This is a genomic window from Desulfosarcina sp. BuS5, assembly GCF_028752835.1.
Taxonomy (GTDB): domain Bacteria; phylum Desulfobacterota; class Desulfobacteria; order Desulfobacterales; family BuS5; genus BuS5.
This window is the reverse complement of sequence record NZ_CP087952.1, coordinates 1,894,973-1,910,858: the sequence shown is the minus strand read 5'-3', so window position 1 is coordinate 1,910,858 and position 15,886 is coordinate 1,894,973. Positions and strand designations below refer to the sequence as shown.

General features: G+C 41.9%; 11 protein-coding genes. 6 read left to right on the top strand and 5 right to left on the bottom strand.

Annotated features, from left to right (window positions below; genetic code table 11):
- Window positions 1-216: 216 nt before the first annotated feature.
- Window positions 217-1,071: a c-type cytochrome biogenesis protein CcsB gene (gene ccsB / locus BuS5_RS09365; protein WP_027353543.1), complete on the bottom strand. Its 855-nt coding sequence runs from the start codon at window positions 1,069-1,071 to the stop codon at window positions 217-219.
- On the bottom strand, window positions 1,068-2,444 hold the full coding sequence (resB, locus tag BuS5_RS09360; RefSeq protein ID WP_035264891.1) for a cytochrome c biogenesis protein ResB: 1,377 nt from the start codon (window positions 2,442-2,444) through the stop codon (window positions 1,068-1,070). Before resB ends, ccsB begins: the two co-directional genes overlap by 4 nt.
- A 196-nt stretch (window positions 2,445-2,640) precedes the next feature.
- Between resB and BuS5_RS09355 the strand changes: the two genes are divergently transcribed.
- The 3 genes from BuS5_RS09355 to gltX all read left to right on the top strand — a co-directional run bounded on the left by BuS5_RS09355 (window position 2,641) and on the right by gltX (window position 8,038).
- A complete protein-coding gene (locus BuS5_RS09355) occupies window positions 2,641-4,407 on the top strand; it encodes a glutamine--tRNA ligase/YqeY domain fusion protein (protein WP_027353541.1) in 1,767 nt (588 codons plus the stop codon).
- A gap of 169 nt (window positions 4,408-4,576) precedes the next feature.
- Window positions 4,577-6,379 (top strand): acyl-CoA dehydrogenase, encoded by a 1,803-nt coding sequence (locus BuS5_RS09350; RefSeq protein ID WP_027353540.1) that lies wholly within the window; start codon window positions 4,577-4,579, stop codon window positions 6,377-6,379.
- 246 nt (window positions 6,380-6,625) lie between these two features.
- Entirely contained in the window at window positions 6,626-8,038 is a 1,413-nt protein-coding gene (gene gltX / locus BuS5_RS09345; RefSeq protein WP_027353539.1) for a glutamate--tRNA ligase, read from the top strand.
- A gap of 263 nt (window positions 8,039-8,301) precedes the next feature.
- Here gltX and aroQ read toward each other — a convergent pair whose 3' ends face one another.
- The gene (gene aroQ, locus BuS5_RS09340) at window positions 8,302-8,736 is read right to left on the bottom strand and encodes a type II 3-dehydroquinate dehydratase (protein ID WP_035264879.1); all 435 of its coding nucleotides are present in this window, start codon (window positions 8,734-8,736) and stop codon (window positions 8,302-8,304) included.
- A gap of 426 nt (window positions 8,737-9,162) precedes the next feature.
- Here aroQ and BuS5_RS09335 point away from each other — a divergent pair, with 426 nt between their 5' ends.
- Window positions 9,163-11,916 carry a nitric oxide reductase activation protein NorD gene (locus BuS5_RS09335; RefSeq protein ID WP_027353537.1) on the top strand — a complete coding sequence of 918 codons (2,754 nt, stop codon included), beginning with the start codon at window positions 9,163-9,165 and terminating at the stop codon, window positions 11,914-11,916.
- A gap of 158 nt (window positions 11,917-12,074) precedes the next feature.
- Window positions 12,075-13,934 carry an acyl-CoA dehydrogenase gene (locus BuS5_RS09330; RefSeq protein ID WP_027353536.1) on the top strand — a complete coding sequence of 620 codons (1,860 nt, stop codon included), beginning with the start codon at window positions 12,075-12,077 and terminating at the stop codon, window positions 13,932-13,934.
- A 74-nt stretch (window positions 13,935-14,008) separates the two neighbouring features.
- Here BuS5_RS09330 and BuS5_RS09325 read toward each other — a convergent pair whose 3' ends face one another.
- Entirely contained in the window at window positions 14,009-14,461 is a 453-nt protein-coding gene (locus BuS5_RS09325) for an FKBP-type peptidyl-prolyl cis-trans isomerase (protein ID WP_027353535.1), read from the bottom strand.
- A gap of 198 nt (window positions 14,462-14,659) precedes the next feature.
- On the opposite strand from BuS5_RS09325, the gene BuS5_RS09320 reads away from it, so the two are divergent.
- On the top strand, window positions 14,660-15,253 hold the full coding sequence (locus tag BuS5_RS09320) for a DUF4125 family protein (protein ID WP_027353534.1): 594 nt from the start codon (window positions 14,660-14,662) through the stop codon (window positions 15,251-15,253).
- A 241-nt stretch (window positions 15,254-15,494) separates the two neighbouring features.
- On the opposite strand, the gene BuS5_RS09315 is transcribed toward BuS5_RS09320, so the two are convergent.
- Window positions 15,495-15,842: a GIY-YIG nuclease family protein gene (locus BuS5_RS09315; protein WP_051374677.1), complete on the bottom strand. Its 348-nt coding sequence runs from the start codon at window positions 15,840-15,842 to the stop codon at window positions 15,495-15,497.
- Window positions 15,843-15,886: the final 44 nt, after the last annotated feature.

Genomic DNA, 15,886 nt, shown 5'->3' with positions numbered 1-15,886 from the left:
ATCTGTTGTTGATGATTTTACGAGATCTATACAAAACCATATATAGATTGTCACATAAATAATTTCACTGAGTTATCGGTCATCGGAGTAGGGGTTCAAGATTTTGAACCCCTACTCCCTCTAACCTTGTGCCAAATTTCAAAATAGGGTAATTATCTAAAAATTTATAGCTTTCCACGCATAATTTACGTTTTTTACCCTGAAAGTACTTTTTTGTCAAGGAAAAATCGTTTTCTCCAAGATTCCGTAACTATGCAGACCCGGCAGGTAATTAACGCCGAAATATGTAAACAGAACTGCAAGAAAACCGACCATGGAAAGTAGGGCTATGCGTTTGCCTGTCCATCCACGCGTCATTCTGGCATGCAGTAATGTTGCATATACAAACCATGTGACAAGTGACCATGTTTCTTTTGGATCCCATCCCCAGTAACGGCCCCAGGCTGAGTTGGCCCAAACTGCGCCGGTGATTATTCCTATAGTTAAAAAAAGAAATCCGAATATTATCAACTGATGATTTAATTCATTGAGTATATCCGCCGCAGGAAAATGATTAAAAAATGTTTTTGAACCCTGTTTTTTTTTTTTTAAAAGATAGGCGAGGCTGATTCCGAATGAAATGGCAAATGCGGCATATCCGATAAAACAGGCGACAACATGCGCAATCAGCCAATTGCTTTGCAGGGCGGGAATTAAAGGCTGGATACGATCATTGATATTCGGAGACAATGAGGCATAGGCCATAGCCAGACAAGCAAAGGGAGTTATAAAGGCCCCGAGCAGATTATATTTGTATTTATGCTCGATGATCAAGTAGATAATAACAATAACCAGCGCAAAAAAAATAAGAGATTCATAAAGGTTGGTAAGGGGTGCATGACCTATCCCGAGTTTGTATGATTCTATCCATCGCATGCTGATGCCGGCGGCGTTTACGGCGCAACCTATTATTGCCGTCCATACGGCCGGCTTAAAAATCGATGGTTTTTTAAAAACCATTGCCGCAATATACAAGAATGCCGCCAGCCCGTAAATAAAGGTCGTTATAGAAAGCAGATTGGAACTGTTCATGGCTTCTCCTTAATTGCTTCAAATCTTTGGGCCAGCTTTTTAATTTTATTTTTCATCCCGAGTCTGTTTTTATTTGCTGTTCCGGCGACCATGACAATATTTTCTTTTCCTTTCCACGTCACCTCCAGGCAAATACTTTGATGAGACATAAAAAAGGTTATGCAACAGCCTATAATCATAGCAATAAATCCGGCATAAACCAACCATACTCCAGGATCGTGCGTAACCTGAAGTCCAGTATAATATGGGGGAGAATTTGCAGAAATAATTAAAGCGCCCTTTCTCATTTTGTCAAAATTCGAAAAACGTACAGGCAAAATTATTTCTACCGGGCTCTTATCTTTAAGCATCAGGGTCGCTAAAAAGGCTTCTCCCATATTATGTCCCATAAAATTGGACGATCGAGTGAATTTTTTTATAATCAGTTTGCCGGAGTTTTCTGGCAGATTGATCTCCTGGCCGAATTCTGCTTTTTCCTGGTACTTCATTCCGGATTCATTACTTAAAAAGTTTAATGCCGCATACCGGGGGGGCACGGCACCATAGCTTGACTGAAAGATATTTATCCCCTTGTACCGTAAAGGGACGTTAACCTTTATATCCTGCTGTAAAACCGGTTTATCCTGCTCTATCAGGGTTAAACCGGAACGGTATTCTTTGGGTGCGCCTGAATCGTAAAAGCTGACTTTAAAGAAATCGCACCTGATTCCAAAGTTTAGTTTATACACCTCCCCGGCAGTTTTCAGTCTTATTATTTGTTTGGTCTCTCCTTCGGTTATATTGATATATCCTTCAAACCCAAAAATTGAACCGATCAAACCTCCAAGGAGCAGCAATAGAACACTAAAGTGTACAATATAAACTCCCAGGCGTGTCCATCTTCCTTTTTCCGCAAAAATATAAAACCCTTTTTCAGTTCTATTGACCTTTATATACTTGAAATTTTTTGAAATATTTTTTTTGTATTTATTCAGCAGCGTTTCGGTGGCCGAGCTTGTAACAAACTCCTTTTTTGAAGACAGGTTCCTGAATTTTGAAATGTTAAATTTTGGATTTTTCACAAATACTATCTTCCATACGGAAGACAGCTTGTCGATTGAACAGATTATAATATTAATTACAAGAAGAAGCAGCAAGCAGCGGAACCACCATGAATGGTACATGTCAAAAATATCTATAAAGCTGAATATCCTGTAAACTGTTTCATCATATGTATTTATATATGCTGCGGGAGATTGGTTTTGGGGTATAAAGGTCCCTATGATTGAAGTTGCTGCAAGGGTCAGCAGTAAAAAAACCGTAAGTTTTACAGAAACAAAAAAACTCCATAACCTGTTTATAATATTATTTGAATTTTTGTTATTTTTATTCATTGCAGATCCTGTAATTTAATGGAATGTTTTTTATATAAGATAGAAAAGAATGTAAACAAATAAAACCGCATTCAGAAATTGCCGAACATATTATTCTCAACTTTACATATTGCAAAATATTTAATGGAGAATTATTATTTAAAAATTATAAATAAGATGATTATCTCTAAACCGTTATAAAAAAGGGTATCACAATATGTCTAAAACTGAATCATCACCGTCAAATTTTATTCGTAACATCATAGAAAAGGATCTTGAAAAAAATAAAAATAATAGCCGTGTGGCGACAAGATTCCCTCCTGAACCGAATGGATACCTGCACACGGGACATGCTAAATCAATATGCCTTAATTTCGGCATTGCGGCAGAGCATGAAGGAGGAATCTGTTATCTAAGATTTGATGATACCAATCCCAGCAAGGAGGATATCGAATATACCGAGGCAATCAAATCAGACGTGCGGTGGCTTGGGTTCAATTGGGGAAACAGATTGCGGCATGCATCCGATTATTTTGAACAACTGTATAATTATGCGGTGCAGTTGATTAAAAAAGACAAGGCTTATGTGTGCAGCCTGGGTGCAGATCAGATTAGAGAATACAGAGGAACATTAAAGGCGCCAGGTAAAGAGAGTCCATATCGCACACGCTCGATCGAAGAGAATCTCGATCTCTTTGTGCGGATGCGGGCCGGAGAATTCGAAGACGGAGCCCATGTGCTGCGGGCTAAAATTGATATGGCATCACCCAATCTCAACATGCGCGATCCTGTTATTTACAGGATTAAGCATGTTTCACATCACAGAACCGGTGACAAGTGGTGCATATATCCCATGTATGATTTTACACACTGCCTTTCCGATTCCATAGAATGCATAACGCATTCATTATGCACCCTGGAATATGAAGACCACAGACCTTTATACGACTGGTTTCTTGATCAACTTGAGGTTGACTGTCATCCCCAGCAAATAGAATTCGCGCGTCTTAATCTAAGTTATACTATTATGAGCAAAAGAAAACTTCTAAAGATTGTGGAAAACGGGGTTGTGAGCGGATGGGATGATCCCCGAATGCCGACTATCAGCGGTATGCGAAGACGAGGATATACTCCTGAAGCGATACGAAACTTCTGTGAACGTATCGGTGTAGGCAAAAAAGAGAGTACCGTCGACATTGCTCTCCTGGAGTATTGTATTCGAGAAGATCTTAACAGATGGACGCCGCGTGTTATGGGGGTTATACGCCCATTAAAGGTTGTCATAGATAACTACCCTGAAGACCTTGTTGAGGAACTTGACGGGCCGCTCCACCCGGAAGATGCCGACATGGGAACGAGAAAACTCCCTTTTTCCCGTGTAATCTATATTGAACGGGATGATTTTCGCGAAGAAGCTCCAAAAAAGTTTTACCGCCTGGTGCCTGGACGTGAAGTAAGGCTACGGTACGCATATTATATAAAATGTGTTGATCTGGTTAAAGACGAAAAGACAGGCGCTGTGATTGAGGTGCATTGCACATACGATCCTGAATCACGGGGAGGATCATCTCCTGACGGCCGCAGAGTAAAAGGAACTATTCACTGGGTATCTGCAGCGCATTCTTTAAAGGCTGAAATACGACTTTACGACAGACTTTTTTTAAAAGAGAATCCCGGAGATTTACCTGGAGATGTACCCGAAGCTATACCAAAAGCTATAATAACAGACGATTCCGCATTTATGGCTTCGCTTAATCCCGGTTCTCTTGAAACTTTAAAGGATAGCCGGGTAGAGCCTTATTTGGCGGCAGCCAAGCCTGAAAGCAGATATCAGTTTGAAAGGATAGGGTATTTTTGTGTCGACTCAAAGGATTCCACTGAAGAGCGGCTCGTATTTAACAGGACAGTGACCCTTCGTGATTCCTGGGCAAAGATTCAAAAAAATGAAGCGCATAAAAAAAAGGGCCGGATTAAGAAAAATTAAATTCAGGTCTGGAAATATTCTTACAAGGTTTTTGGTATTGATGAAATATCCCTTAAACTACTTGCGATGAACATTATTATATGATAAATAATAAAGTTCTTGTACAGTCCCCTAATGACCAAATATTAAAGCTGCATATACTTAAATTTAAAAAAGGAGAATCTAAATTATGGCTCAGGTAATTTCTGATCGAAGGGATGTCGATTTTGTTCTTCACGAACAGTTGGAAGTTGGTGAACTCGCCAAACATGAAAAATTTGCAGAATTCAACAAAAAGACCGTTGACCTGATTATTTCTGAAGCAAGAAACCTGGCGATTAAAGAAATCCTTCCGCTGCAGAAAGTAAGTGATGAAGGTTGTGTATTTGATGCGGGCCGGGTAAAGGTTCCGGAAGAATTTCACAGGGCCAACAAGCTGTATAAAGAAGGGGAATGGCTGGCCATGTCGGACGACCCGGAGTGGGGCGGCCAGGGAATGCCCAAGACTGTTTCAATGGCGGCAAATGAATATCTTTACGGTGCCTGCAACTCATTTATGCTTTATAACATGTTAACCCATGGTGCAGCCAGGCTGGTGGAAATATTTGGAACTGAAACACAGAAAAAACTCTGCTTGAAAAAAATGCTTTCAGGTGAATGGTCCGGTACAATGCTACTTACAGAACCGGAAGCTGGATCCGATGTCGGTGCTCTGACCACAGTTGCGACAAAAAATGATGACGGCACCTATTCTATAACCGGCAATAAAATATTTATTTCAGGCGGCGAGCAAGACATGGTGGAAAACATCATCCATCCTACTTTGGCCAGAATTGAAGGCGCCCCTCCCGGAACCAGGGGAATATCCCTGTTTCTTGTCCCCAAATTCAGGATTAATGATGACGGGAGTCTTGGCGAATTCAACGATGTGGTTTGCACAGCCATTGAAGAAAAAATGGGAATTCATGGAAACAGCACGGCTTCACTTGCACTCGGCGGCAAGGGACAATGCATCGGTACACTGCTGGGCAAAGAGAACAAAGGTATGAGCGCCATGTTTCAGATGATGAACGAAGCTCGTCAGATGGTTGGGCTTCAGGGCTTTGCCAATGCCACCACATCATTTTTATATGCGCTTAATTATGCCAGGGAAAGAATTCAAACCAAGCATCTTACAGCTCCCCCGGATTCACCGCCGGTTGCGATTATTCAGCATCCGGATGTTCGGCGGCAGCTCATGATTATGAAGTCCTACGTTGAAGGAATGAGAAGTCTTATCTATTTTGGAGGACTCTGTTATGATAGAATTGCAATTGCAGATAGTGAGGAAGAAAAGGAAAAAAATGACGACCTTATTGCCGTATTAACGCCGATCATCAAAGGCTATATTACAGACAAAGCTTTTGAAGTCTGCAGTCATGGTATCCAGGTTTATGGCGGCTATGGATTTGTTGAAGAGTATCCTGTGGCCCAGCTTCTAAGGGACAGCAAAATTTTCCAGATTTATGAAGGGACAAATGGTATCCAGTCTATGGATCTCCTCGGACGCAAGCTTGGCATGAAAGGCGGAAAACCCTTTAATAATTTTCTGGAAGAAATCAAAAAAACCATTGAAAAAGCCAAACAAGTTCCAGGACTGGAGCAGATTGTCGCCAATATGGAGACAATTTATGCTAAATATCAAGTAGTTGCAGTTGAAATAGGAAAAGCATCAAGGTCAGATAAAGCACTCAATGCATATGCATTTTCCCATCCCTTTATGGAAGCTACAGGAGATATCGTGATGGCCTGGATGCTTTTATGGCGCGCATCAATTGCAGCACCTAAAATAGGTAAAAGTAAAAAGGATACAGCCTTTTATGAAGGGCAGGTCAAAACAGCTCAATTCTTTATCAACACAATGCTTCCGGTTACTGCCGGGAAGCTGGATGCTATTTCAGCATCAGACGGATCTGCTGTGGAAATTTCCGAAGCATCTTTTGGTGGCAAGTAACCATTAAACTTGATGTAAATACTCGATTGTAAGTTTAAGGCCCTGCAGCCCCAGGGCCTTAAATTAAACATTTTTACCTCAAATAATCGCCGGCTTCATTACCTTGCCATGCCTGATCACATTCTTACCTTTTATTTGCTTTGAAAATGACATCCCTTCAGACTATAGATTTTCACATATCAATCTCTTCCACCGGAGCTCACAAAAAACCAAGCCCGGTAAAAAGTATGTTAAGGATACTGTAAAATGAAAACTGTTATAACCCGCTTTCCACCCAGCCCCACAGGTTATCTGCATGTAGGAGGCGCCAGAACGGCCCTGTTCAATTGGCTTTATGCACGTCATATGAAAGGAAAATTTATACTTAGAATCGAAGACACTGATCGGGAACGTTCCACCAGGGCTTCTGTGGATGCTATCCTTGACAGTCTTGAATGGCTGGGAATAGACTGGGATGAAGGGCCTCATTTTCAATCCGAACGGTTTGATATTTATAAGGAATACGTACAAAAACTATTGGATTCCGGAAATGCTTACTATTGCACATGTACTTCTGAAGAAATCGAGGAAATGAGAAAAAAAGCCATGGCTTCCGGCGACAAGCCAAAATATAATGGCCGGTGCAGAAACAAGGGAATCGACAAAACCGACAATGCGGTTGTGCGCTTTGCATCCGCTTCCGCCGGTACAACGGTATTGAAAGATAGTATCAAGGGCAATATCCGGTTTCAGAATACCGAGCTCGATGACTTTATAATAGTAAGAAGCGACGGGGTACCGACTTATAATCTGGCCGTAGTGGTTGATGATATAACAATGGGCGTAAATACGGTCATAAGAGGGGATGACCATGTTAACAACACCCCCAGGCAGATACAGATATACAAAGCCCTTGGGATCGAACTCCCGGTTTACGGTCATGTACCCATGGTGCTTGGCAATGATCGAAGCCGTTTGAGCAAACGGCACGGCGCCATGTCCGTCACGGCATATCGGGATATGGGATACCTGCCGGAGGCTTTGCTAAATTATCTTGTACGGCTGGGCTGGTCATACGGAGACCAGGAGTTTTTTTTGATAGACGAGCTGATAGAAAAATTTACACTCGATAATATCGGCCGGTCAGCCGGTATTTTTGATCAGGAAAAACTTTTATCCCTTAATGCAGACCATATCAAAGCCTCCCCACCGCGTAAACTTATTAAATACTGGAAGCCTTTTTTAAAAGAACGCAGGATCAATAATGATAATAACCAATACCTGGAAAAAATAATCGAGACCCTGAACACAAGAAGCAAAAACTTGATAGATTTGACCGAAGGAGCCCTTTTCTATTTCCAGGACGAAATCTCTTATGAAGAAAAAGCGGCCCGAAAAAATTTTAAACCTGCCGCCCTTGAACCATTAAGAATCCTTTGCGGCCAAATAGAGGCGATTAAAGATTTCAACGAAGCCAATCTTGAGGATGCATTTAAAAAAGTAATGCAAAGCTGCGAAATCAAACTTGGTAAAATAGCCCAGCCGGTCAGGGTGGCGCTAACCGGCAAAACAGTGAGTCCTGGTATATTTGAAATTATACATGTCCTGGGCAAGGATGTCGTTATATCAAGGCTGAAAAAAGCTATTACCTTTATTGAAGCATCCGCGCCAGAGCCATAATATATATAGACCATCACATAAATAATTTCACTGCGTTATCGGTCGTTGGAGTAGGGATTCAAAATTTTGACCCCCTACCCCCCTTCGGCCTTTTGCCAATTTTTACAATAGGGTTATTATCTGACAACTACTATTCAACATCTCTTGCAACCGCAACAGAAAAATCTCCCGCTACCGCCCTGCTTGGCCCCAGGCAATGCGGTAAAACAACACTTGCGCGCATATTTGCCAAACAGCGAACTGATAGACACAATATCCTGTTATCAAGAATAAAGCCTCGGCAACGCCTCCAAAGCCATAATATAGCCGTAATCGCCAAACCCGGCAAGCTGGGCGGCGGCAATATCCGATACCATCGACTTGTGGCGGAACGGCTCGCGCTTGTATATATTCGAAAGATGCACTTCTATAATCGGAACATCCAACAATAGAAGCGCATCCCTCACAGCTACGCTGGTATGAGTATAAGCTGCAGGGTTAATTATAACACCATCAGCCTGCCCGAGCGCCTGCTGGATCTTCTCTACAATTTCACCTTCAAAATTAGACTGAAATGTCTCCACCCCAAGCCCCAGTTCCCGGCCCCGATCTTTTAAAGCAGTATTTATATCTTCGAGAGTTTTTCGGCCGTATATCTCAGGCTCCCGTTTCCCCAGCATATTGAGGTTCGGCCCGTGGATCACCAGAATTTTTTTCATTGATTCACCTTTACGTGTTTTAATCAGAATCCATGATATAGATAATATCATTACAAAATAGCGTAAAAAAAGCTTTACTGTCAACTCATTTGCCCATCTATAGCCTTGTTATGAAAAACCTTGAAATATCGCTATTCCATGAACCTGCACACAGGAACCATTTCTCCTTTATGATATACAAGTAAATCTGACTTTTTGATGCAATCGCCCTGGGCCGGGCTTGGACTTGCCTTGACTTCCATAATTGAAAAGTATAGGCTCACTATTAATAACATGTGCCGTGTACGTCACACAACAAAGCAATTTCACTGCAATTTCACTCAAACGTTCCGCGCCACTGTATTGTGACCTTATTTCCTGTAACGATTTGAAAGAAATAACATATCAACTAAATCACTATTCCTGCATAAACAGGAATCAGATAATATGAAAAATGCGATTAAACAGCTTGCTTTGGTGGACCCGGAACTTGCCGATAATGTTTTGGCGCGCCTTGAAGGGAAAGAGAAGCCAGTATCTTCTGATTCAGCAGGAATACTGGTGGATGAGACTCTATGGGGGCTTTCCCGGGAGATTTATTTTGGCTATGCTGTTGCGGAAGGTTATCTAAAGCTTATAGGCGAGGTCGACCCGGGGGATATTTACCTGTACCGGGGCATGGTACGGGATGCGGGCTTGCGCGGACCTACTTTCGGCAAGATAATGGCAACATATCTTGCCCAGGTGCTATTGCGAGGCAATCGAATTATTCTGGAAAAATTTTTATGCGCCGTCAAGGTTATGCGTAACAAGGGAGAACATATATTAAACAGCCCCCTTGAATCTTTGTATAATTTGCTTGAATGCCGCGACCTTGAGGCGGCCGCTGTTTATTCTGATTTACTTTGTGATATTTTTGCCCAGGACCTTACTTATAATAGGTGCCGCCATTTTTCAGATGCCATACCAAAAGCAGTACTCTCCTTCCCTGCGCCAAGGAGGCACTGGCAGATAAAAGAACTGGGGCGGGTTGTCAGGCAAAATCCCCATTTGGCCGATAACTTCCTGGAGGGGATGGAAAGGGGCCTTTATCTTTTATCTCAAGAGGCGCTCGATAGTTTTGTATCCATAGGTCTGAAAAAAAATAGAAATAATTGGAGGCTTGGGGAAAAATTTTTATCTTTAGAATCCAGGGCAGGAATAGATGCCTGTGTTGAATTGCAGATCACCGTCTCTCTTGAAACCATAAGACATAAGTTAAACAGGTATCTAAAGGCCAGAACAGGGCTTTCTATATCCGTACATTCCATATCCGGTCTGCCTGCCCCGCTTCTGAAGGCTTCGGAAAAAGAGATTATGGTCTGTTCAGACGGGAGGTTAATTTATCTTTCGGAAGAAATTGATTTTTTTCCGAGCAGGGATGAAAACCTCAACTTATATAAAGCCTTAACAAAACTTGAAGCCGGATACTATGAATTCGACACATTCGATTTTGATCCGGACAGGTTAAGGGATCTATGCGGAATCTCTATACCTGCTTCAAAAGACGGCCATGAGAATATTTCAGAGCTTGAATTATTTTTTTCATCATTCCCTGTCAAAGACTTGGCCGCAGACCTCTTTACAATAATGGAGCATGGCCGTTTAAATGCGCTTTTAAAAAACCGTTATCCGGGTTTGATTAAACGCACTATGCCACTGATACAGGCTGAAGCAACGCGAATATTCAGAAAAGATGATCCCTTTGCTCCTGTATTTCTGCTTTATGCTTTAATAGCGCTGGATATGCCCTGCGAGCGGTTTATAAGTTCGAAAACCGTGTTAACCGGTTTTGTGACACGGGTTGCCGGGTTTTGGGGAGAGGAGTTCAATGAAAGCGATGGTGTGGAAAAATCTGCGGGGTTTGCGGCAAAGATATATGCTGAAATGGAAAATTTTTTAAAAGCCGGGCTGCCTCCAGGCAGGTTGGAGGATTTTTACAAGCCGATACAAATACCTTTTGGCCGCGGCATAAGGCCTGATCTTTTTTTTTCCAAACACCTGGATTTTGAAAAAACCGCTGCAAAGGTCAAACTTTTACTTAAGGAAAACGGATTCAATGTTTATAAATCCGAAATACGCAAACGTCTTGTCAATAATAATGGCGCTTTGTCCCCGGATGATATAGAGGATATAATCATATCATCTGATCCCGATATATTGTCGGACATAAAGCATGACCGAGTCCCTGTAGACCTTTCCGGGATAGATATTGAGGGGCTTTTAGGGAAATCAGCTATTAATCCTGTTAATGCGGATGAATTCGCCGGCCCCGTTTCAAGGTATGCGGAGTGGGATTACAGCCTGGGTGATTATCTCAAGGATCATGTCATGGTGCGCCACAAAACCGTACCCTGGGAAGAGAGTACTTTTTACGATAATATTCTAAAGCAGCATGAAGGGCTTGTAAAGATGATCCGTTATTCATTCGAACTCCTTAAGCCTGAAAGCCTAAAAATATTAAGACAGTGGATCGAGGGGGATGAATTCGATTACAGAGCGCTGCTTGATTTTGCAATTGATAAAAAAGCGGGTCTGACTCCGGACGACCGCCTTTATATAAAACGTATAAAACAGGATAGAGATGTGGCGGTTCTGCTTCTTGTCGATCTGTCGCGCTCCACCGCCAATAGGGTTGCAGGATCAAAAAAACGGGTTCTGGATGTTGAGAAAGAGGCCATTGTGCTATTTTGTGAGGCTCTTGATGTTGTTGGTGATTCATTTGCCATAGCCGGTTTTTCAGGTACGGGAAGGTTTGGTGTGGATTATTTTAATGTTAAGGGTTTTGATGAATGCATGGGACCGGAAATCAAGAATAGAATCAATGCCATGGCACCCCAGCGAAGCACCCGTATGGGAGCAGCAATCCGGCATGCTGTCAGCAGGTTGGAACAAATTTCTTCAAAAATTCGTTTGCTGCTGATTATTGGAGATGGTTTCCCGAATGATGTTGGTTACAAACAGAAATATGCAATAGCGGATACGCGCAAGGCTATGCAGGAAGCACGCTCGAAAAATATTTATGCCAAGGCGATAACCGTTAACATCCCGGGCGACCCCATGCTGGATGACCTGTACGGTGATACGCACCATAATGTTATTTCAAATGTTAATGAACTTCCGGATAAACTTTTGCGCATATACAGTTCGCTAACCATATAGGGCTACCTATAACGCAGTAAAATTATTTATATGAACATCTATATTTTATCAAAAAATTAATTGCCGCTTGATTTCAATAATTATCTATGTTAACGAAGGGTTAACAAAATTGAATGCTTTTTATAATTTGAAAAATTGGTGAAAGGAGCAATAATAACATGGCACAATTACTGAATGATCGAAGAGATGTCCAATTTGTCCTCCACGATCAGTTGAACATCGAATCATTGACCAAAGATCCCAGGTTCGCAGATCTTAACAAAAAAACCTTTGATATGGTTATTTCCGAGGCCAGGACCCTGGCTGTCAAAGAGCTGGTTCCAAGCTCCATTGAAGGCGATCAGGAGGGATGTACTTTTGAAGCCGGTGAAGTCAAGGTTCCCGAGTCATATCACCATGCTTATAAACTGATAAAAGAAGGCGAATGGATAGCCCTTGCAGACGATCTCGATGTCGGAGGCCAAGGTATGCCCCAGGTCGTTAAAATGGCTGTTGATGAACTTTTTCAGGGCGCCAACACCTGTTTGGCCCTTGCCATGGGCCTTACCCATGGAGCAGGTAAACTCATAGAAGTTTTCGGTACTGATGAACAAAAAAAATTATACCTGGGAAAAATCTATTCAGGCGAATGGGCCGGAACAATGGCCCTGACAGAGCCGGATGCCGGATCTGAGGTAGGTGCAATTACCACTACGGCTGTAAAGAATGACGACGGCACATATTATTTAACCGGCAACAAGGTATTCATCAGCCAGGCCGAGGGTAATCTCACAGAGAATATAATTAACCCGGTTCTGGCGAGAATTGAAGGCGCTGCCGAGGGCACCAGGGGTATATCAGTTTTTATAGTACCTAAATTTCTGGTTAATGAGGATGGTTCTCTGGGTGAAAGAAATGATTACGTTTGCACCGGCATTGAAGAAAAAATCGGGATTCACGGAAGTTCTACCTGCAGCCTGACCTTCGGAAGCAAAGGGAAGTGTGTCGGATTTCTGCTTGGCAAGGAACATGACGGGATCAGAACCATGTTCCATATGATGAATGAAGCACGGCTTTTTGTTGCCATCCAGGCTCTGGGCCTTTCCAGCACTTCGTTTCTTTATGCACTGAACTATGCCCGTGAAAGAGTACAGGGTAGACGCATAACTGAGCTTCGCAACCCGGATGCCAATCAGGTTGCAATTGTTGAACATCCTGACGTGAGAAGGATGCTCATGTGGATGAAAGCCAATGTTGAAGGCCTCAGAAGCCTTAATTATTATGTCGGATTGTGCATGGATCAGGTGGGAAATCCGGATATCAGCGAAGAAGAAAAAACGCGTTTGGGATATATAATCGCAATGCTCATCCCGGTATGTAAAGCCCATACAACCGAGCGCGGGTGTGAAATGTGCACAATGGGTATTCAGGTTTACGGCGGCGCAGGCGCCTGCCGCGAATATCCGGTAGAGCAGCTTCTGCGGGATGTCCAGATCGCCACTATCTATGAAGGTACAACCGGTATACAAGGCCTTGATTTTCTCGGCAGAAAACTTGGGATGAAAAAAGGAGCCGCCTTCAAGAGCTTGCTTGATGAAATCAACAAGACCATAGCAGTTGCCAAGGATATTCCGGAGATTAACGGTCTGGCAGTCAAGGTTGAAGAAGCCCTTGGCAAGTATCAGAATACCGTAATGGAGCTTGTCAAGGCTACCGCCTCTGAGAAAGTCCTTAACGCTTTTGCGCAGGCATGTCCTATTCTGGAAATAACCGGCGATCTCTGTATTGCCTGGATGTTGCTCTGGAGAGCCTCTATTGCAGCGCCAAAACTGGCCAAAATCCTCAAGAATCTGGATGAGGATAAGAAAAAAGAAAAAGTGGCAAAACACAAGGATGCACCCTTTTATCATGGTCAGGTCAAGACAGCCTCTTATTTTATAAATGACATTCTTCCGGTTGCCTGCGGTAAGATGGATGCGGTTAATACGCTTGATTCGGCTATAGCGGATATGACGGATTCAGCCTTTGGCGGGAAGTAAGCTGTTCGATATTTTGTAATTAAATAATGCGAAAAAGTTTAAAGGGTAGGCGATGGAATAGTGCCTGCCCTTTTTTATGTAACTCTTATGTTCAAATCCCCGTTATCTATGACGGATAAAATGGTTACATGATAGTGGAGTTCATAGCCTGCCCAAGGATGGTTCCCGTCAAGAAAAACCCAATCATCAAGAAATCCGTTGATTTTAAAAGGGATTTTATCGCCATTGGAGGATTCTCTCCATAATGTGCCCCCCACCTTTATATCTACTTCAGGAAGTTCACTCCGGTGAACTTTCAATACAAGATTTTCATTTACCATACCGTAACCCTTCTCAGGACCGATAATAATAGTTTTTTTATCTCCGGCTTTAAGGCCGATCAGCTCATCCTCAAAACCAGGCATAAAGAGGCCTGTGCCGCATACAAACTGGGCAGGCGGGCCGTTGTGGGTTGTTTCGAGCAATTTACCTTCACTATTTGACAGGGAATAATGTAGTATTACGATGGATTTTTTTTTAATCTTCATTGAACCACCTTATTTGTTTGATTATATAACTACTGATAATTATACCAAATTATAAAAAAACAACAAGAATTATACTTTATTTTTTAAAGTATAAACTTGATTATTATAAAGTTCAAGTTTATATTGGCTTTGAATGTAATAATAATAATATGACATTTAGCGGCTGTTTTATATGATTTTATCCTAAAGGAGGAAAGCATGGATGAGAACGAGACCTTAATCAACAGAATATTAAAGAGAGAACTTGATATGTTCCTCACAGTTCCCACTCTGCAGAAAGCATCATGCCAGGAAGACCCGGAAATGTTCAGGATTGTCAGATCTTCACAGTTTGTTTCATGGTCCATGGAGACACTGGAAAGCTACCTGCAAGATCTTAAATCTGCCGAAAAGAACAAGATCAATCTCATGACAAAAAAATACGCAAGAATGGACAATCTCATAAATAAAATAAAAGAAAATCCTGCAATGGATGAAATTGTAGACATTGAAATTGAATGGCAAAAAGAAATGTTTGAAAAATTTCCCTGCCTCATGAGCAGTGCTCGTGCTTTGAGAAGTTCTGAGGATACACCTTCGGCGACCTCATTTGAAACATACCTGAGAGGTGAGTTGGAAACTTATTCCGACACGACGCTCACGTTTCTTCTTAAAGATGTTAAAAATTATTTTGAGAAAAATGAAAATATGATGATGAAAAATTATCTGGATATGGTAAAGCAGCTTGGATATACTTCTATTGAAGATGCGGAAGAGACGAAACGTAAAGAGATGAGTGCAGCGGTGTCATGAGAAGTAGGGGTTCAAGATTTTGGCCCCCTCCCCCCTCTGGTCTTGCGCCAAATTTTAAAATCGGGTAAGGGAACTGGAAGGAAATAATCTACGTATATCGTGCAGAATTTTTGTTCGTCTTCAAGGCGTAGTAACAGTTGCATAGTGAACTATACAACTGTTACCGCAACGTAGAAGACGGACAAAAGGGCAAGCAGGATGCGTAGATTATTTTCTGTAAGTTCCCTAATTATCTGACAATTTATGCATTATTAAATGCCGTTAAAACATGCTTGAGAATTATCTTTTTTTTAGGGGAAAAAAAAAGATGGCTGCTGCATTTACAGTCACTGCACCCAAACCCCTTAATGCAATCAAGATTCTTTATCAGGATCCGGGCAATACGGCACTGATATTTTGATCCGTCGTTATTTTCGCCTGTAATAATATCAATGATGGATGAATATTTTAATAAATAATCAATATGCCAGTGGAATTTTTTTTCTTTTCGCAAATGACGGTTAATCCTGGCTGTTAACCCGCCCATTGCCGATCCTACATAAGCATAAAAACCATTGCTGAAAAAAAAAAGATCCCAGCCGGCCGACACTAATTTTCTGTTTGTTCTTTAACTCAGAAACAATTACATAACTC